This window comes from Methylobacillus flagellatus KT (assembly GCF_000013705.1).
Classification (GTDB): domain Bacteria; phylum Pseudomonadota; class Gammaproteobacteria; order Burkholderiales; family Methylophilaceae; genus Methylobacillus; species Methylobacillus flagellatus.
The window spans coordinates 1,240,819-1,260,070 of sequence record NC_007947.1 but is presented as its reverse complement, the minus strand read 5'-3'; the positions used below and the strand labels follow the sequence as shown (position 1 = coordinate 1,260,070).

The following is a 19,252-nucleotide window of genomic DNA, read 5'->3' as shown; positions in this document are numbered from 1 at the left end:
AACAATCAACCTAATTGACTGCTAATGAGGAGAAACAACATGAGCATTTCCAAGATACTGGTCACTGCGGCAAGTGGCGTATTGATGGCTTCATCCCTGACCACGTTTGCGGCAGATACCGTCTATGGCAACACCTTTACTGCTGGCAGCAGTAGCACAACTGAATCCATTGCCGGCACTACCGTCACATTCACTGCAAAAACAGGCCCAGACCTTGACAACCTCACCAATGGCAAATTCAGCTTCAAGCCTGGGCAAGATGGTTATCAAGGCGTAGGGGTTTCTCCCATTAAAGGGTCAGATGCCCATGTAGGGGAAATCGACAAGCACGAGTGGATCATTGCGGATTTCAGTGACGCCCGCGTCGTCAGCAACCTTACTCTCGGATTGTTATTCGATGGACCTGAATACAACGACCACCACGAAACTGCCCTCATCACTGTGACCTTTTTCGATGACACAGTTTCAACATTCAGCCTGACCGCGATTGGGGAAAGCACCGCCACCTGGACAGCTCCCTTCGGCACAGTCACCAACCTCAGCCCTGCTAGCTACGATATGGGTGGCGTCTGGAGCCTGGACAATCCATTTGGCGACAATGCGGTGAAGTCTTTCGCCCTTACCTCGCCTGCCAATGTCAAGCAATCGGACTTCACCTTCTACAGCGTCACTGCAGTGCCAGAGCCTAGCTCTTATGCCATGCTGGCGCTAGGCCTGGGCCTGGTAGGATTCCTTTCGCGCCGCAAGGCGAACCGGTTGTACGCCTGATCAAGCTCAGCCCCTGTTTGAACAGCCTTGCCCGGAGATTGGGCAAGGCTTTTTTTTGCCTCTCTCTCACACCGCCCTAGACCAGTCAAGCTGTCACAGGCTAAAATCCCACCCGATGTTGTTACACGCTTGTAGCAGCTTTTCTCCAAGATTCATCCATAGAGCCTGCAGGCAGATCAACATGCTGAATTCCATGAACCCCCAGCAGCGGGAAGCTGTGAAATATCTGGACGGCCCCCTGCTGGTGCTGGCCGGTGCCGGCAGCGGCAAGACCCGTGTCATCACGCAGAAAATCAGCTACCTGATTGAGCAGTGTGGCTACGCCCCTAAGGAAATTGCCGCCATCACCTTCACCAACAAAGCAGCACGGGAAATGCAGGAGCGCGTTGGTCAATTGCTGCAAGGCACCAACGCCAAAGGGCTTACCATCGCTACCTTCCACTCGCTCGGCTTGCAGATGCTGCGTCAGGAAGCCGAACTACTTGGCTACAAGCCGCAGTTCTCCATCCTCGACTCCTCCGACAGCTTCAAGATCCTCTCCGATGCGCTGGCCACCACGGACAAGCAGTTACTGCGCAAGACGCAATGGCAGATTTCCAGCTGGAAGAATGCCTTCATCAACCCCGACCAGGCCGCAGCGCTTGCGGATGAAGAACTCAGCCATGCCGCAGCCAAGGTATACCAGGTTTACCAGCAGACACTGAAAGCTTACCAGGCGGTGGACTTCGATGACCTGATCAAGCTGCCGGTGGAGTTGTTCGAGCAGCATCCCGACGCATTGCGCAAATGGCAGCACAAGCTGAAATATTTGTTGATCGACGAATACCAGGATACCAATGCCTGCCAGTATAAGCTGGTCAAGATGCTCACCGGCGTAGAGGGCCGCTTCACCGCGGTGGGCGACGATGACCAGGCGATTTACGGCTGGCGCGGCGCCGACGTGGAGAACCTGCGCCAGCTTACCGAGGATTTCAGCCGGCTTAAGGTGATCAAGCTGGAGCAGAACTACCGCTCCACGGTGCGCATCTTGCGTGCCGCCAACCAGGTGATTGCCAACAATCCCAAACTGTTCGAGAAAAAACTCTGGAGCGAGCTCGGCATGGGCGACCTGATCCAGGTCAGCGCCGCCAAGGATGAGGAGCACGAAGCAGAATCCGTCGTCATGAAGCTGCTCGCGCACAAGTTCGAACACCGCACCAAGTTCCTCGATTACGCCATTCTCTACCGTGGCAATCACCAAGCGCGCATTTTTGAGCAGCAGCTGCGCCAGCACAAGATTCCCTACACTATTTCGGGCGGGCAGTCGTTTTTCGATAAGGCGGAAATCAAGGATCTTGTCAGCTATCTGCGGCTGATTGCCAACGAGGACGACGATCCTGCGTTCATCCGCGCTGCGACCACGCCGAAAAAAGGCATAGGCAATACCACGCTTGAACGACTGGGCGAGTATGCCAGCGCGCACAAGATGTCCTTGTTCGAGGCCGCGTTCGAGGGAGACTTCCAGCGCACCATGGGCAACCGACAACTGGAAGATTTACTGACCTTCTGCCAATTCATCAACCGCATTCAGGTGCGTGCAGAGAAAGACCCGGCAGGCGAGGTCTTGAACGACCTGCTCAACGCCATCAACTACGAAGCCTTCCTCTACGATACCGAAGAGCCCCGCAGTGCGGAAAATAAATGGAAGAGCGTGCTGGATTTCGTCGGCTGGCTGACACGCAAAGGCGACGAGGACGAAAAGAACCTGCTCGCGCTGACGCAAATGATTTCACTCATGAGCATGCTCGAAGGCCGCGAGGATGAAGAGCCCGATGCCGTCAAGCTTTCCACCTTGCACGCGTCCAAGGGGCTGGAGTACGGCCACGTTTTCCTGGTTGGCTGCGAGGAAGGGATCCTGCCACACCGTGAAAGTGTGGATCAGGGCAAGATTGAGGAAGAGCGGCGCCTCATGTATGTCGGCATCACCCGGGCGCAGAAGTCACTGCACATTTCCTGGTGCCGCAAACGCAAGCGTGCTGGAGAGTTTGAGTCCTGCGAGCCCAGCCGCTTCATTGCCGAGCTGCCGGAAGAAGATGTGCGCCATTCCGGTCAACCACAGAGCGACCCGGCTGCCAGCAAGGAAAACGCACGGCAGCGCATGGCACAAATCCGGGCTATGCTGGGCAGTGGGACTGGCAATGTTTCCTGATGCTGTTTTACGTCCCATAAATTCATCCTCAAGACACCGCGGCATGGTAAAGTAGCGCGCCTGAATGGCTTTTCCTTTCGTGCGCTCCGCTCATTCGGAAGCACAGGGTATTCTTTTCAAGTCCTGTTTTTCTCAATTCATCGTAAGGCGAGTATGGGCAGTTGGATGATTGCACTGGCCGCTGGTGCGTTCTGCATCGGCATGACCGAGTTTCTCCCCATGGGTTTGCTACCCGACATTGCGCACGACCTGGATGTCTCCATCCCGGCCACCGGTAACCTCGTCACCGTATACGCTCTCGGTGTAGTGATTGGCGGCCCCCTGATGGTGGCGCTCACGATCAACCGTCCACGCAAGGCCACGCTGCTGGGGTTGATGGCGATTTTCACTCTCGGCAACATGCTGTGCGCGTTGGCGCCGAACTACCTCACCCTGGCCGCTGCCCGCATCTTCACCGCATTGAGCCATGGCTCGTTTTTCGGCATCGCCGCAGTGGTCGCGCTCTATCTGGCTCCTCCGGGCCAAGGCAACCGCGCCCTGGCACTGATGTTCACCGGGCTCACCATGGCGAACGTGCTCGGCGTGCCGCTGGGCACATTGCTGGGCCAGGAAACCAGCTGGCGCATCCCGTTCTGGACGGTGTCAGTGTGCGGGGCAGTCGCCCTCTATGCCATCTGGCGCTTCATCCACGACCTCAGCGCCATGCCCAGGCCCGACATTCGCCGCGAAATGCGAGCCGTGCTCAAACCCAGTGTATTGCTGGCCATGGCCATTACGGCCATCGGCTTCGCCGGGGTGTTCACCATCTTCACCTACATCACGCCTATCCTGGAAGACATGGCAGGACTCTCTCCCCGCAACGTCAGTGCCATGCTGGTCGCGATGGGCATCGCAGCCACCATCGGGCTCAATATCGGTGGGAAAATGGCGGATTGGAAACTATTGCCGACAATCGCCATCTCACTGACAGGCATGGCCTTACTGGGAATGCTGTTCGCCTGGAGCATGCAGTTCACGCTGGCAGCCGTGCTAACGGCATTTGCCTGGGGAATGGTGAGCTTTGCCGTCGGCCCCGGCCTGCAGACCAATGCCATGGCCCAGGCCGGCGACTCACCGCTGATGGCCTCCACCGTCAACCAGAGTGCATTCAACCTGGGCAATGCGGGCGGCGCCTTCCTGGGCGGTGCCGTGATCCACTTCGGTTTCGGCTTGCCTGCTGTGGCACTGGCCAGCGCAGCCGTTGCCGTATGCGGGGCATTATTGACCGTGTACAGCATGCGGCACTACGGAAAAAAGAACCTGTAACCATCAGCTCCTGCAAACTTTGCCTGGGCTGGATAATCGCAAAGGTAAACCATGGCGCAACCGCTTGCCGGGCAAACTGCCCGCAGATTGATCAAATTCGGCAAAATCCTGCTTTGGCTATTCCTGGGCGTGATCCTGGCTTTCGTCATTTGCGAAGTCCAGGGCTGGAGCTTCCTGCGCGAACCTGCCCAGTCACTATTGAGCAAGCAATTGGAACGCGACGTCAGGTTGGACAAACCCTTCAGGCTGCGCTTGTTATCGGGTATCCAGCTCGACCTGGGCCATCTTTATATCTCTGCTCCAGAAAAATTCAATGTTCCACACCTGGTCGACGCTGACAACATTCGCCTCAAGTTGCGCTACCGCGACCTTTGGCACTATAGGAAGCAAGGCGAACTGCGCATTCACGAAATCATCGTGGATGCCATTGATGGACAACTGGTACGTCACGCGGACGGCAGCGCCTCATGGGATTTTCCCAAGGATGAGAGTCAACCGGCCTCTCCCTTCCCCATCATTGAAACACTCATCGTAAGAAACGGCAGTGGTCATATCGACGACGCGATCAGCGCCACCAAGCTGAAAGCGACATTCAAGACCGACGAAGGTGCCAAGCAGGCAGCACTGCGCTCCGAAGTCAGCGTCGACGGCCAGTTTAAGCATCGTCCGCTGAAGGCTTTCCTCGAAACCCCCGGATTCCTCCCGGTCGCCACCCATGACGAGGATTCCCCGCCGATCAAGTCCAAGGGCTGGCTGGAATATGGCAAGCTCCGCGTGGACTTCGACGGCCAGGCCGCTGACCTGTTCGGGAGGCTGAACATCGAGGGCAGCGCCGTTGTGACCGGTCCTTCGCTTTCAGTGCTGGGCGAACTAGTCGGTAGCGTCTTCCCCACGACCGATCCATTCCGCCTCAGCGCCAGCCTGAGCAAGCAGAAGGATGTATGGGAGGTCAATGTGGATTCGGCGAAGATCGGTAGGAGCAGTCTTGCCGCCACGTTCCAGTATGATCCGCGCAGCAAAACCACCGGGATTCCGATATTGAGCGGGCATATCGATGGCAGCCGCTTCTACCTGGCTGACCTGGCGCCCGCATTCGGCACACTGCAAGCAGACGGCAGTAAGCCCGAGCCTGTCGAGGGACGCGTCATCCCCGATCGGCCATTGGACCTGCCCTCACTCAACCTCATGGATGCCGATATCACAATCAAGCTGGATTACATGGAACTCGGTAACGCCTTCGCCCTGCCGATTTCCCCGTTCAAGGCAAAGCTCGGCCTGGACAAAGGCAAATTCATGATCGGCGAAATCCTGGCACAGACGGCGGATGGCACCCTGACAGGCAGCTTCTCGGTCGATGCCCATGAGGACAAAAATCTCGACCAGGCTCAATACCCGCCCCAATGGCGGATCCAGCTTGGCTGGAAAGACATCGATCTCGGCAAGTGGCTGCAAGTGTCCAAAGCGCGGCAGGAAGAAGCCAGGAAGCAAGGTAAGCCAGTGCCGCCTGCCTATATTACAGGCACTCTCAACGGCCACACCGATCTCACCGGCAAGGGTTCGACCACCGCCGAGCTGCTGGGCTCACTCAACGGCAAAACCACCTTGTTCGTCGAGCATGGGGAAATATCGCGGCTGATCATGGAGCTGCTGGGGCTGGACATTGCGCAAAGCGTGAGTGCCTGGCTGGGGGGCGACCAGTCGCAACGCCTGCAGTGTGCCGTCATGGACCTCAAGGCATCCGATGGCGTGGTGAGGCCCGAAGTCGCGCTTATCGACACGCCTGTCACCTTGGTACTGATTGATGGCAGTATCAATCTCGGGCAGGAAGAGCTGGATCTGCTGCTTGCCGCCAAACCCAAGAACTTCTCGCCTTTCACGGTACGCTCGCCGATCAGGGTGCAAGGCAGCTTCGCCGCCCCCAAGGTGCGCCCCGAAGCTGCGCCGATTGCTGCCCGCCTGCTTGGCAGTGTGGCGCTGGCTTTCGTCAATCCGCTGGCTGCCATCCTGCCCTACCTGGACAGCGGTTCCAGTAGCGCCACCCACCCTTGCGGCCAAGCACTCAGCGCCTCCTCACCCCAAGATTCCGGGACACCTCCGGAAAATGTATCCTCCCCGCCGCCACCATCTCCCTTGCCGGTGGTTCCAGGGCATTGAAACCAATACCTGCCAGGGTCTTGACTAGGCCCGAATGGGCCATATAGCCGACAGCGCTCCGCTGATACAATACGCCCCTATGCCTTATATCACCCTAGATCAAGCCAGCCTGGCTTATGGACATTACCCCTTGCTCGATCATACCGACTTCCAGCTTGATGCTGGTGAACGGGTTGGCCTGATTGGCCGCAATGGCGCGGGAAAATCCAGCCTACTCAAGGTCATTGCCGGAGAAAGCAAGCTGGATGACGGCAACCTCTGGCGCGCCCCCGACACCCGTGTCGTCTATGTACCGCAAGAACCATCCCTGGCGCCGGAACACACTATTTTCGAGGCCGTGGCAGAAGGCCTGGGTGGGCTGCGCCAGGTATTGATGGACTATCATCAGGTATCGCAGCAGATGGCAGAGCCAGATGCGGACATCGATCACCTGGTTGCTCGGATCCAGAGCCTACAACATGAGCTCGAGGCACAGGATGGATGGCAGTCCCAGGCACGCGTTGATGCCGTACTGAGCCGGTTGCATCTCGATCCGGAAGCGAAAATCGGCACGCTCTCTGGCGGTTGGCGCAAGCGGGTCGCCCTCGCCCGCGCACTTGTGGCTGAGCCCGAGGTATTGCTGCTCGACGAACCCACCAACCATCTGGACTTTGCCGCCATCGAATGGCTAGAGAACCTATTGCTGGACTTCCACGGCAGCCTACTCTTCATCACGCATGACCGCCGCTTTCTTGATCGCCTGGCCACCCGCATCGTCGAGCTGGACCGGGGGCGCCTGACGGACTTCCAGGGCAATTACAGCCAATATCAGGTAAAGAAGGAAGAACTGCTGGCGGTCGAAGCGACCCATGCCGCGAAGTTCGACAAATTCCTTGCGCAGGAAGAGACCTGGATACGCCAGGGCATCAAGGCGCGGCGCACCCGCAACGAAGGCCGGGTACGCAGGCTGGAAGCCTTGCGTCTGGAACGGGCTGCCCGTCGTGAACGTCAGGGCAATGTCAGGCTTACGCTGGATAGCGGAGAACGCTCCGGCAAACTGGTTGCCGAGCTGGAGCAGGTTTCCATGGGTTATGACGGCAAACTACTGATCCAGAATTTCAGCACCCGCATCCTGCGCGGCGACCGCATTGGGCTCATTGGGCCGAATGGCGCAGGCAAATCCACCCTGCTCAAACTGATTCTGGGTGAGCTCGAACCTGACAGCGGCAGTATCCAGCGCGGCACCAACCTCAATGTGGCGTATTTCGACCAGATGCGTGAGCAATTGGATGAAGAAGCTACGCTGGCTGACACGATCAGCCCCGGTTCCGAGTTTGTACAGATCGGCAATGAGCGCAAGCATGTCATCAGCTACCTGGAAGACTTCCTGTTTCCGCCGCAGCGCTCGAGATCGCCCGTCAAGTCGCTCTCCGGCGGCGAACGCAACCGGCTGCTGCTGGCCCGCTTGTTTGCCCGCCCAGCCAACGTGTTGGTACTGGATGAGCCGACCAACGACCTGGATATCGAAACACTGGAATTGCTCGAAAGCCTGCTGCAGGAATTCGAGGGCACATTATTCCTAGTCAGTCACGACCGGGCCTTCCTGGAAAACACCGTCACCCAGATCATCGCTTTTGAAGGCGGCGGCGTGTTGAGTGAATTCGGCGGAGGCTACGATGACTGGTTCCGGCATACACAAGCCCGAGCCACTGAGGCCGCTGCCAAAGCGCACGTCGACAAACCCAAGCCGGAGGCGACTACCAGAAAACCCGCGACCAAGCTCAGCTTCAAGGAAAAGCACGAGCTAGAGAGCCTGCCCGCCAGGATTGAAGCGCTTGAGGCAGAGCAAGCCTCCATCAATGCCGCACTTGCTAATCCAGAAATCTATCGGGAAAACGCTGAGCAAGTACGTGCATTGCAACAGCGCCTAAACGAGATCGACACGGAAATCGACCAGGCCATGTCGCGCTGGGAAGCGCTGGAAAACCGGAACTTGGCGTAAAGTGGCAGCAGTTGCATGAACAACATAGTTTTCGTGCTTCCTGCTGCGATATTCGAGATGCATGGCTTTGAATACCTGAGGAAATAATAGCTTGGATTCTTTCTGGAATTCATATACCGCCAACATTGCCTATTCGATCAGCCAGCTATGCATCGCGATCATCATGGGCGGAGTGTACTTTCTCGCACCTACGGAGCGAAGTACCCGCTATTGGGCACTCTCGGGGCTTATCAGCGTCTTCGGCACTACGCTCACCGCTTTCAGCATCTCAAAATTCGGACATCTGCCGCTCATTATCGGCTCTACCCTGATGATCGCCGCCATGACGGCAAAATGGTGGGGCACCCAGGCTTTCTTCGGCAAACGCCCTGCTCATGTCGGCTGGTACCTGGTACTGGGCTTTTTCATTGCCTATAGCTTGGTTGTACTGCTCCAGCTCGCCGTAGCCATCCGCGCCCTGCTCTTTTCGCTCATGCTGGCATTGATGATGCTCCTGACCGTCTACGAGGTGATCAGGGCCCGCGGCATCAAGTTGTCTTTTGCCAACAGCCTAGTCATCATTGCCTACACCTTGGCTGCCGTCGACTTTATTTTGCGCGGCATCCTCGCCATCAGCGGCGGCATCGACCTCACGCCACAAAGCCACAATCCCGTGAACGTCTTCGGGCTTTACCTGGTGCCCATGTGGTGTAACCTGCTGGGCTCGCTGGGGCTGCTGCTGATGTACTTTGAATCCATCATTCACGAAAAAGAACACTTGGCAACGCACGATGAGCTCACCAAGATTTACAACCGCCGTGCCCTGGTCAACCTGGGCCGGCGTGAGATAGACCTGGCGCACCGTTATAAACGCCCGATCAGCATATTCATGATCGACCTTGATCATTTCAAGCTGATCAACGACACATACGGACACGATGCAGGCGACAAAGTACTGAGGAGCGTAGCGTTGACGTTGAGCAATACCTGTCGCAATACCGACATCATCGGGCGTTACGGTGGTGAAGAATTATGCATCGTCTGTCCGCATACCACCAAGGAAGAAGCCACAGCCCTGGGTGAACGCCTGCTGGAGGCCTTGCGCAACCTGCGCCACCCCGCCTGCGATAATCGCCATGTCACTTGCAGCATCGGGCTGTATACATGGAACCCGCATATTGATCTGGCCGCAAACTGGGAAGCCATGTTGCATCGTGCCGATACTGCGCTGTATGCTGCCAAGGCTGCGGGGCGTAATTGCATGCTGCAGTACAACTTGGAAGACGATGTTCGATAACATTTATTTATCACCTAAATTTAAACAATCAATTTTATTTAATCAACTAAATCGCCTACACTGCAATCTCACTATTTCAACCACTTTAGGAGATTGCTATGACGACATCCCTTATCAACACCGAAATCAAGCCATTCAAGGCCACTGCATTCCATAACGGAGAGTTCATCACCGTCACCGACGCGGATCTGAAGGGCAAATGGGCTGCCGTTGTGTTCTATCCAGCCGACTTCACTTTTGTTTGCCCGACAGAATTGGGTGATATCGCCGATAACTACGATGAATTGCAAAGGCTTGGTGTGGAAGTGTATTCCGTATCGACCGATACCCACTTCACCCACAAGGCATGGCACGATACTTCGGATACCATCCGCAAGATCAAATTCCCAATGATTGGTGACCCAACCGGCGCCATCTCCCGCAACTTCGGCGTATTGCGCGAAGACCAGGGCCTGGCTGATCGCGGCACCTTCGTCATCGACCCCAACGGCATCATCCAGGCGATTGAAGTCACCGCCGAAGGCATTGGCCGCGACGCTGCCGACCTGGTGCGCAAGATCAAGGCAGCGCAGTATGTTGCCAGCCACCCAGGTGAAGTATGCCCAGCCAAGTGGAAGGAAGGCGAAGCAACATTGGCTCCATCCCTGGACCTCGTCGGCAAGATCTAAACGCTAGTCAAGCTGGACTGTGCCCGGGCATCGCCAACTCCCTGTCCGAATGCCCGGGCATTTCTTCAAGCAATATCGATACAGAATTGAGAGCACATCATGTTGGACGCAAACATCAAGACACAATTACAGGCTTATTTCGATAAACTCACCCAGCCCATCGAAATCACCGCCTCGGTAGACGGCAGTGACAAGTCACGTGAGCTGCTGGAGTTGCTTGACGACCTCAAGAGCCTGTCTTCCCGCATCACCGTCCAACAAAGTGATGATGATACTCAGCGCAAGCCCTCCTTCAGCTTGAACAGCCCTGGGAAAAACCTTAGCATCCGCTTTGCCGGTCTCCCCATGGGGCATGAATTCACCTCACTTGTATTGGCACTGTTGCAGGTAGGCGGACACCCTCCTAAGGCAGAGCCGGAAGTGATTGAACAGATCCGCAACCTCGAAGGCGAATTCAACTTCGAGACCTACATCTCGTTGAGCTGCCACAACTGTCCAGAAGTGGTACAGGCGCTCAACCTCATGGCGGCCATCAACCCGAATATCCGCCATGTCATGATTGACGGCGCCTTGTTCCAGAAGGAAGTGGACGAGCGCAAGATCATGGCAGTGCCCACCATATTCCTCAACGGCCAGGAATTCGGTCACGGACGTATGGGTGTGCAGGAAATACTCAACAAGATCGACACCGGCGCGGTCAAGAAAGAAGCGGAAAAACTTTCCGCCAAGGAGCCTTTCGACGTATTGATCGTCGGCGGCGGCCCTGCCGGAGCATCTGCCGCGATCTACTCCGCCCGCAAAGGCATACGCACCGGGATAGTCGCCGAACGTTTCGGCGGACAGGTGATGGACACCATGGCCATCGAGAACTTCATCTCGGTCAAGGAGACCGACGGCCCCAAACTGGCTGCTGCATTGGAAGAACACGTCAAGAGCTACGACGTGGACATCATGCACCTGCAACGCGCAGCAGCGTTGGTGCCGGCGCATGAAAACGGCGGCCTTGCCGAAGTCAGGCTCGAAAGCGGTGCGACGCTCAAGGCAAAAGCCGTCATCATCGCCACCGGCGCGCGCTGGAGGGAAATCAACGTTCCCGGCGAAAAGGAGTACCGCGGACGCGGCGTGGCCTACTGCCCACACTGCGACGGCCCCTTGTTCAAGGGCAGAAGCGTAGCCGTGATCGGCGGCGGCAATTCGGGCGTGGAAGCTGCGATCGACCTCGCCGGCATCGTCAAGGACGTCACCTTGATCGAATTCAATAATGAGCTCCGGGCTGATGCCGTATTGCAGAAAAAACTGTTCAGCCTGCCCAATGTCACCGTCATCACAGGCGCACAAACCACCGAGATCAACGGCGACGGTGAAAAGGTCAACGGACTCACCTACATTGATCGCCAAACTGGGGAATCGCACCGTATTGACCTGGCTGCCGTATTCATCCAGATCGGTCTGGTGCCCAACACCGACTGGATCAAGGACACGATCACCCTGAACAAGTTCGGTGAGATCGAAGTGGATGACAAAGGCCAGACATCGGAGCCTGGCATATTTGCAGCTGGCGACGTCACCACTGTGCCATTCAAACAGATCATCATCGCCATGGGTGAAGGTTCCAAGGCCGCATTAGGCGCCTTCGAACACCTGATCCGCCATTAACCGCAGCGGTACTGTGAAGCAAGGTCAGAAGCCAAAATTGACGGCCAGAAACCAAGCGAAACAGTACCGCTCAAGCGACTAAAAAGGTAGAATAACGGGCTTGGATGTCCTCGTGGTGAAACGGATATCACCGGCCCCTCCTAAGGGTCAGTTTCAGGTTCGAGTCCTGACGGGGACACCAATCCAGAATTCAAAGCAGTTCAACCCCATCCGACAAACCCCGCTCAATCCTAGTGATTGCGGGGGTTTTTTGTTCAATACCGTTCAGACCTGTCCATTGCAACCCGCCATTCAACGAGAGCACGATTGGTGCAACACTCTCAGCGGGCAGTTGATGCCCCAGATGAGCCATTGCTCCCATGAACCTCAATAACGTAGCAGTGCATAAAGCCAAGCCCAACGAGATGGCCGGTGGCGATCTTTTTGTGGTGATACACCCGGACGGTGCCCAATTCAAAGCCAGCTTGATCGGCTTGGATAGCTCTGCAATTAACACTAATGTTTTCTGACCCTATTTAATCTATTGCACTGATACAACAGCTCACTATCACTTGGATAATCTCCAGTTTCATTTCAGAAGGAGCTATCCATGAGCTGGTGCCCAAATCAGGATCCTATCGGCAAATCAAAACAGACGATCGGTGCTGTTCAAGCCAGCACCATTCTGCCCAACCCCAACAAACCCCTGTTGCTCTGCCTGTCCCATCTGCGCTGGAATTTCGTCTATCAAAGGCCGCAGCACTTGATGAGCCGTTTTGCGAAGCACTATGAAGTGTTGTTCTTTGAGGAGCCCTGCGCGAGCCAGTCTGCTTCTGCGCGGCTGGCCGTGAAGATGACGGAGGAAGGCGTGCGCGTGCTGACACCTTACATTCCCAAGGCTGACCTGGAAGCCAACCGCGCTGTAAAGATCCAGCGCGAACTGCTGGATCGCTACCTGTCATTGACCCAAGTGGACCCGGTACTCTGGTACTACACCCCCATGAGCATGGCTTTTACCGATCATGTGCGCACTTCGCTGATTGTCTACGATTGCATGGATGAGTTGTCCGCCTTTAGGGGAGCACCACCGCAGCTGCTGGAATATGAAAAGCGACTGCTGGACCGGGCCGACCTGGTGTTCACCGGCGGCTACAGCCTTTATGATGCCAAGCGCAAGCACCATGCCAACACCCACCCTTTCCCCAGCAGTGTCGATATTGCCCATTTCAAGGCTGCGCGACGCGTGACCGAGCAAGCTGAGGATCAGGCAGCGATCAGTGGCCCCAGGCTGGGCTTCTATGGCGTGATCGATGAACGCCTGGACCTGGAGCTCATCGATGCCGTGGCAGCTGCACGCCCTGAATGGCAAATCATCATGATAGGACCAGTGGCGAAGATCAACCCCGACGAGCTGCCGCAAAGACCCAACATCCATTATCTTGGCCCCAAGGTCTACGATGAGTTGCCACAATATCTGGGCGGCTGGGACGTGGCGCTGATGCCTTTTGCGATCAACGAGGCCACACGCTATATTAGCCCGACCAAGACGCCAGAATATCTTGCCGGTGGCCGCCCCGTGGTCTCAACACCAATACGAGACGTCGTCAACAGCTATGGCGACACCGGCTTGGTGCATATTGCCAGCGATAGCGCCAGCTTTATCCAGGCAGTGGAAACCGCTCTGGCCTCCATGCAACAGCCCGAACAGGTCGCACACATGGCAGACTTGATCCTGATGGGCATGTCCTGGGACGACACTGTGCTGCGCATGGGCAACATCATGGAAAAGGCCATCGATACTGCCCAATCGCAGGCGTTGGAGTATTTCCCCGGCCAATATGCCGAGCGTCCAACCATGCCATCAAGGGTCTAGCCCATGGCCGCCGAAGGATTTGACTACCTCATCGTGGGTGCGGGCTTTGCCGGTAGCGTACTGGCGGAACGCCTGGCTGCCGGCCTGGACAAACGCGTGCTGATCATAGACCGCAGGCCGCATATCGGCGGCAATGCCTACGACCATTACAATGATGACGGCCTGCTGATCCACCGTTATGGCCCGCATATCTTCCACACCAATGCCCGGCGCATTGTCGACTACCTGTCGCAGTTCACTGAATGGCGGCACTATGAGCACCGGGTGTTGGCCAAGGTGGATGACAAGTTGGTGCCCATCCCCATCAACCTGACCACCCTCAACCAGCTTTATGACCTTGACCTCACTCCGGAACAGGCCGAGGCCTTCCTCGCCGCACGCGCGGAAACGCTGGACGAGATCAAGACTTCGGAAGATGTAGTCATCAGTCAGGTCGGCAGGGAGTTATACGAGAAATTTTTCCGCGGCTATACCCGTAAGCAATGGGGACTGGATCCGTCACAGCTGGATAAGTCCGTCACCTCGCGCGTACCTACCCGCACCAACACCGATGATCGCTATTTCCTCGATGAATTCCAGATCATGCCTCTGCATGGCTACACGCGCATGTTCGAGAACATGCTTAACCACCCCAATATCAAGATCATGCTCAATGCCGATTATCGCGAGATCCGTGATGAAGTGCATTTCAAGCACCTCATCTTTACCGGGCCTATAGACGAGTATTTCGATTACCGCTTTGGCAAGCTGCCTTACCGCTCGCTCGCATTCAGGCACACCACTGAAGATACTCCGCAGTTTCAGGAAGTGGGTGTGGTCAACTACCCCGACCAGGAGGTGCCCTATACCCGCATTACCGAGTACAAGCACTTGACTGGCCAGCAGCATGCCAAAACCGCGCTGACTTATGAATATCCCCAGGCAGAGGGCGATCCCTACTACCCGGTTCCGAGGCCAGAAAATGCCGAGCTTTACCGCAAGTACCAGGCATTGGCAGATGCAAGTCCGGACGTGACATTTGTCGGGCGTCTCGCGACTTACAGGTACTACAACATGGATCAGGTCATTGGCCAGGCATTGGCCACCTATCACCGCCTGGCGGAAGCAGAAGCCAATGCCCTGCCGCTCAAGGCTGTAGTTTAGAACGGAGCAAACGGTGCAAGAGACTCTCCATAACCCGCAGCTGCAGCCCCCCCACAGCAGGCATTTCCGGAGCTTCTTTCTTGGTGGGTTCGAGTGTTCCTCACACCGCCGGGCGGATGGCCGTCGCTTGGACCTGATCGCCTCTACCCTGCATGAACAGTGGGCACAGTCTGATTACAACGCGCTCGTCGCGCATGGCATCCGCACCATGCGTGACGGCATACGCTGGCACTTGGTGGAAAGTCAGCCCTGGCAATACGACTGGTCCAGCTTTCTTCCCATGCTACGGGCCGCACAGGAAGCAAAGGTACAGGTGATCTGGGATTTGTGCCATTACGGTTACCCGGATGACCTCGATATCTGGCGCCCTGCCTTTGTCGACAGATTTGCGCGCTATGCAGCTGCGGCTGCGCGCGTGGTCAGTCAAGAAAGTGATGAGATACCCTTCTATTGTCCGATCAATGAAATGTCGTTCTGGGCATGGGCTGGCGGTGACATGGCCAAGTTCAATCCCACGACCAAAGGCCGTGGCATGGAGCTCAAGCACCAGCTGGTACGTGCCACCATCGCCGCAATCGAGGCTATCCGCGATGTGGATCCACGTGCGCGTTTCATCACGGCAGAGCCATTGATCAATGTCCTGCCACGTCCAGAGCATCCGCGCGATAAAAGACCGGCCGAAATCTACCGGCAAGCGCAATTCGAGGCCTGCGATCTGCTGATAGGCGAACTCTGGCCCGGGCTCGGTGGTGATCCCAGATATCTGGATATCGTCGGCCTCAATTTCTATAGCGATAACCAATGGTTCCTGGGTGGCGACACCATTGCGCTGAATTCGCCGTATTACCGCCCCCTGCATGACATGCTGGCCGAGGTGTATCTGCGCTATGGCCGTCCCCTGCTCCTCGCTGAAACCGGGGCCGAAGGCAGGCAACGGGCGCCCTGGCTGGAAGGCGTCTGTCTCGAGGTCGACAAAGCGATTAAGGCTGGCATACCGCTGGAGGGCGTCTGCCTCTACCCGATACTGGATTACCCAGGCTGGGATAACGACAGGCACTGCGAAACCGGCCTGCTCGGCCCTGCCGACAGTGGGCATGGCAACCGGCCACTATATGCGCCGCTGGCGGCTGTGCTGCGCAAATGGCAGCACCTGCCTCAGGGACATGCGGCACAGGATCCCGATCCAGGCAAGATGCTATCCGCCTGAACAGAACAACACTCATGAAATCAGGACACGCTTGATCATTGGCGTTGAGGCATGAATATGAAGAAAAACCACCACGTCATTCCTAATCGCGCCATTCCCTTTTTATTTCACTATGTTCGTATCCGGCCCTGGCTGTTTGGCTCGGTATTCCTGGTTATCATCATTGCCGCCAGCTGTGCCGTTGGTGTGCAATATGCAATGAAGATGCTGATAGATGCCATGGACGGTCATGAACCGCGCGTGACCGCCAATGTCTGGATGCCGCTCGCGGTCTTTTTAGCGTTGATTACCCTGGAAAACATCATGTGGCGCATAGGAGGCGTGCAGGGATCGCGCGCGATTGTTGCCAGCGGTGTCGACCTGCGCCTGGATTTGTTTGTGCACCTGACCGGGCACTCCATGCGCTACTTCAATCAGCATTTTTCAGGCTCTCTCGGCAACCGCGTCACCGCCACTGCCGCAGCCACCGGGGAATTGTTCGGCACGATTTTCTGGCGCATCCTGCCGCCGATCACGGACTTCCTCGGCGCGGTCCTGGTGCTCACGACGATACGGTGGCCCATGGGCATAGGCCTGGTTCTTTCGGTGCTGCTTGTCGCTGGCGTGCTGATCCTGTTCGGCGTGCGCGGACGCAAGATACACTATGACTACGCGCAACGTGCATCCAGTGCCAGCGGCGAGATGGTCGATGTCGTCAGCAATGTCTGGACAGTCAAGGCATTTGCTGCCAGCCTGCGCGAAAAGCGCCGCTTGGCCAAGGAGCTGAACAAGGAGGCATCGGCCCACCGGCGCAGCTGGATGCATATCGAAATGGCACGCGTGATCCATGACCTCTGCCTGGTGATCACTGCCGGCATTATGCTGTACTGGGCAATTATGCTCTGGCGCAGCAATACTATCAGCACCGGCGATGTCGTCATTGTCAGTGCACTGACCTTCCGCATCCTGCACGGCTCACGCGACCTCGCACTGGCCCTAGTCGGTACAGCTCAGCAGTTTGGCGTCATCAACGAGACGCTGCGGGTCATCGCCAGCCCACACACCGTGCAAGACCCTGACCGGCCTGCCCAGCTGCAAGTGGAGCGCGGCATCATCAAGCTGGACAATATTTCCTATGCTTACCCTAACGGCAATAAGGTTTTTGAGGGCTTGAGCCTAGAGATCAAGGCCGGTGAACGCGTGGGACTGGTTGGCGCATCAGGCTCCGGAAAATCCACACTGATCAGCCTGATACAGCGCCTGGATGATGTGAAAAAAGGCCGTATCCTCATCGATGGGCAACCCATAGACATGGTTTCACAGGACAGCCTGCGCGAGCGGATAGCCGTGGTGCCTCAGGATATCGCGCTATTCAACCGCTCGGTATTTGAAAATATTCGCTATGGACGTCCCGATGCCAAAGCCATGGAAGTGTATGCGGCAGCCCGCAATGCCTATTGCGATGAATTCATCCGCGCCCTGCCGAAAGGCTACCACACTGTGGTCGGCGAACGCGGCGTCTCGCTGTCCGGGGGGCAAAGGCAACGTCTGGGCATCGCACGCGCCTTCCTCAAGGATGCTCCCATCCTGATCCTTGATGAAGCCACTTCAGCACTCGATACTCAATCCGAAAAGGAAATTCAGGCGGCTCTGGCCGATCTCATGCGTGGTCGCACTGTATTGGCTATTGCTCACCGGTTATCTACTCTTGCGTCATTTGACCGCATCATTGTGTTAGAAAATGGGAAAATAATAGAAGATGGTCACCCTGAAACGCTTCGCAATCAAGGCGGAGTATTCGCTCAAATGTGGAAGCTACAGGCTGAAAGCTTTGAAAACTAGCTGAAATAATGATCGGTTGTTATCCAGTTGACAGGGAGGCTTACGGGAATAGCAGCGGCTGTCTTGACTATCACAGTCTGCGTTTTGAAGACGCGTGAAGACGACAGAGATAAAGCCAAGCTTAAAACTCAGTATAAAGTACAACGCCATCATGTCTTGCAGCTTGCCTTAGATCAACGAAAGCAAGAAAAACTGCCCCAACAACCAGCCGCACGAGAGCAGCACGACGAACCATTCGAATGGATCAAACCCTCTCCACATATGACACACCCCTCAACTCACTGCTGTAAGAGCGATAAAATACATTCTTTTCTTTACAATTATATGTCGCTGGATAATATACACGCTCACTGCATGAAATAGTGAGAAAAATCATGATCCACTACTAGGATTTATTCCTTTCTTTTTAGGGTTTTACATTGAATACCATGAAGTTGCCTTCACCGCGTACTATATGATCAAAAATTTCGTATATTTATTTATCCCATGAGCATCTTGGTTTAAGTCTACTGTTAATCGCCAGATCTAGAAAATACATAAACATTAAAATTTTTGCTTCATCAATTTAATTTCCAATCACATTTTTCTCATATTAAAAACCTGATCAATAATCCATATTGACAGTCAATAATATAGCCTTTATAAAATTATTTTATATTTCGGCAATATATCTCTTCAGAACAATGACAGCCTTTACACACACTGGAGCAGTGATGAATGATTCATTAAAAGAAACCGTTTTACCTGAAAAGTTGATTGCAGCCTATTCCGATGCAGATTATGTTGTGGAATGTGATTCATATTCTTTTGTAATGAAGATTGGGAGCCATAGTCAAGAGATGGATAATATTCTGCAACAGCATGCAGCTACTACCATGGCCATCATCTCTGCATTCAATCCACTCAGCAACCCTACAGATGAGATGATCAATATCCAGAATACTGAGAAACTTGGCAATGAACTTAGGCAACGCTTTATTAGCTTCAAGCAGGGCCTATCCAAGTCAACACATGGCGAGTGGCCGGAAAAGAACTTTATTGTGATCGATATTGATCTAGATACCGCAAAAGAAATTGGAAAACATTACAAACAAAATGCAATTGTGTTTTATGAAAAAGGAGGAGTTGCAAAATTGATTCTTCTGCAGTAAAAAAAGAGATGATTGATTGAAAACTTTAAATCATTATTCTGCGTGTTGATAGTCTCTAAGCGCTATTGTTTTCAGCAGTCGC

The 19,252-nt window shown here is 55.4% G+C and carries 14 protein-coding genes and 1 tRNA gene; all 15 read left to right on the top strand.

Annotation, left to right across the window (positions count from 1 at the left end):
- The first annotated feature begins 39 nt into the window (after positions 1-39).
- The 15 genes from MFLA_RS06155 (at position 40) to MFLA_RS06090 (ending at position 19,170) form a co-directional block, all read left to right on the top strand.
- Positions 40-768, top strand: coding sequence for a PEP-CTERM sorting domain-containing protein (locus MFLA_RS06155; RefSeq protein ID WP_011479425.1), 729 nt, complete (start codon positions 40-42; stop codon positions 766-768).
- A 181-nt stretch (positions 769-949) separates the two neighbouring features.
- Positions 950-2,956, top strand: coding sequence for a UvrD-helicase domain-containing protein (locus MFLA_RS06150; protein ID WP_048811587.1), 2,007 nt, complete (start codon positions 950-952; stop codon positions 2,954-2,956).
- A gap of 153 nt (positions 2,957-3,109) precedes the next feature.
- A complete protein-coding gene (locus MFLA_RS06145) occupies positions 3,110-4,261 on the top strand; it encodes an MFS transporter (RefSeq protein ID WP_011479423.1) in 1,152 nt (383 codons plus the stop codon).
- Between the two features lie 51 nt (positions 4,262-4,312).
- Entirely contained in the window at positions 4,313-6,415 is a 2,103-nt protein-coding gene (locus MFLA_RS06140) for an AsmA family protein (RefSeq protein WP_011479422.1), read from the top strand.
- Between the two features lie 79 nt (positions 6,416-6,494).
- Positions 6,495-8,396, top strand: a complete 1,902-nt coding sequence (locus MFLA_RS06135) for an ATP-binding cassette domain-containing protein (protein WP_048811874.1) — start codon at positions 6,495-6,497, stop codon at positions 8,394-8,396.
- A gap of 91 nt (positions 8,397-8,487) precedes the next feature.
- Entirely contained in the window at positions 8,488-9,672 is a 1,185-nt protein-coding gene (locus MFLA_RS06130) for a GGDEF domain-containing protein (RefSeq protein WP_011479420.1), read from the top strand.
- A gap of 98 nt (positions 9,673-9,770) precedes the next feature.
- Positions 9,771-10,340 (top strand): alkyl hydroperoxide reductase subunit C, encoded by a 570-nt coding sequence (gene ahpC, locus MFLA_RS06125; protein WP_011479419.1) that lies wholly within the window; start codon positions 9,771-9,773, stop codon positions 10,338-10,340.
- Positions 10,341-10,439: 99 nt separating this feature from the next.
- Positions 10,440-11,996, top strand: coding sequence for an alkyl hydroperoxide reductase subunit F (ahpF, locus tag MFLA_RS06120; RefSeq protein ID WP_011479418.1), 1,557 nt, complete (start codon positions 10,440-10,442; stop codon positions 11,994-11,996).
- Positions 11,997-12,102: 106 nt separating this feature from the next.
- A tRNA-Arg gene (locus tag MFLA_RS06115) sits at positions 12,103-12,177 on the top strand.
- A gap of 178 nt (positions 12,178-12,355) precedes the next feature.
- Entirely contained in the window at positions 12,356-12,505 is a 150-nt protein-coding gene (locus tag MFLA_RS14495) for a hypothetical protein (RefSeq protein ID WP_195742099.1), read from the top strand.
- Between the two features lie 80 nt (positions 12,506-12,585).
- The gene (locus tag MFLA_RS06110; protein ID WP_011479417.1) at positions 12,586-13,848 is read left to right on the top strand and encodes a glycosyltransferase family 1 protein; all 1,263 of its coding nucleotides are present in this window, start codon (positions 12,586-12,588) and stop codon (positions 13,846-13,848) included.
- 3 nt (positions 13,849-13,851) lie between these two features.
- Positions 13,852-14,991, top strand: a complete 1,140-nt coding sequence (gene glf, locus MFLA_RS06105; protein ID WP_011479416.1) for a UDP-galactopyranose mutase — start codon at positions 13,852-13,854, stop codon at positions 14,989-14,991.
- A 13-nt stretch (positions 14,992-15,004) separates the two neighbouring features.
- Positions 15,005-16,198 carry a beta-glucosidase gene (locus tag MFLA_RS06100; RefSeq protein ID WP_011479415.1) on the top strand — a complete coding sequence of 398 codons (1,194 nt, stop codon included), beginning with the start codon at positions 15,005-15,007 and terminating at the stop codon, positions 16,196-16,198.
- A 57-nt stretch (positions 16,199-16,255) separates the two neighbouring features.
- On the top strand, positions 16,256-18,019 hold the full coding sequence (locus tag MFLA_RS06095) for an ABC transporter ATP-binding protein (RefSeq protein ID WP_011479414.1): 1,764 nt from the start codon (positions 16,256-16,258) through the stop codon (positions 18,017-18,019).
- 713 nt (positions 18,020-18,732) lie between these two features.
- A complete protein-coding gene (locus MFLA_RS06090) occupies positions 18,733-19,170 on the top strand; it encodes a DUF3293 domain-containing protein (RefSeq protein ID WP_011479413.1) in 438 nt (145 codons plus the stop codon).
- Positions 19,171-19,252: the final 82 nt, after the last annotated feature.

What these genes read in the sequence shown, in the direction of transcription:
- MFLA_RS06155 (WP_011479425.1), top strand. Translation starts at nt 40, where the DNA reads ATGAGCATTTCCAAGATACTGGTCACTGCGGCAAGTGGCGTATTGATG.
- MFLA_RS06150 (WP_048811587.1), top strand. Translation starts at nt 950, where the DNA reads ATGCTGAATTCCATGAACCCCCAGCAGCGGGAAGCTGTGAAATATCTG.
- MFLA_RS06145 (WP_011479423.1), top strand. Translation starts at nt 3,110, where the DNA reads ATGGGCAGTTGGATGATTGCACTGGCCGCTGGTGCGTTCTGCATCGGC.
- MFLA_RS06140 (WP_011479422.1), top strand. Translation starts at nt 4,313, where the DNA reads ATGGCGCAACCGCTTGCCGGGCAAACTGCCCGCAGATTGATCAAATTC.
- MFLA_RS06135 (WP_048811874.1), top strand. Translation starts at nt 6,495, where the DNA reads ATGCCTTATATCACCCTAGATCAAGCCAGCCTGGCTTATGGACATTAC.
- ahpC (WP_011479419.1), top strand. Translation starts at nt 9,771, where the DNA reads ATGACGACATCCCTTATCAACACCGAAATCAAGCCATTCAAGGCCACT.
- ahpF (WP_011479418.1), top strand. Translation starts at nt 10,440, where the DNA reads ATGTTGGACGCAAACATCAAGACACAATTACAGGCTTATTTCGATAAA.
- MFLA_RS14495 (WP_195742099.1), top strand. Translation starts at nt 12,356, where the DNA reads ATGAACCTCAATAACGTAGCAGTGCATAAAGCCAAGCCCAACGAGATG.
- MFLA_RS06110 (WP_011479417.1), top strand. Translation starts at nt 12,586, where the DNA reads ATGAGCTGGTGCCCAAATCAGGATCCTATCGGCAAATCAAAACAGACG.
- glf (WP_011479416.1), top strand. Translation starts at nt 13,852, where the DNA reads ATGGCCGCCGAAGGATTTGACTACCTCATCGTGGGTGCGGGCTTTGCC.
- MFLA_RS06095 (WP_011479414.1), top strand. Translation starts at nt 16,256, where the DNA reads ATGAAGAAAAACCACCACGTCATTCCTAATCGCGCCATTCCCTTTTTA.
- MFLA_RS06090 (WP_011479413.1), top strand. Translation starts at nt 18,733, where the DNA reads ATGAATGATTCATTAAAAGAAACCGTTTTACCTGAAAAGTTGATTGCA.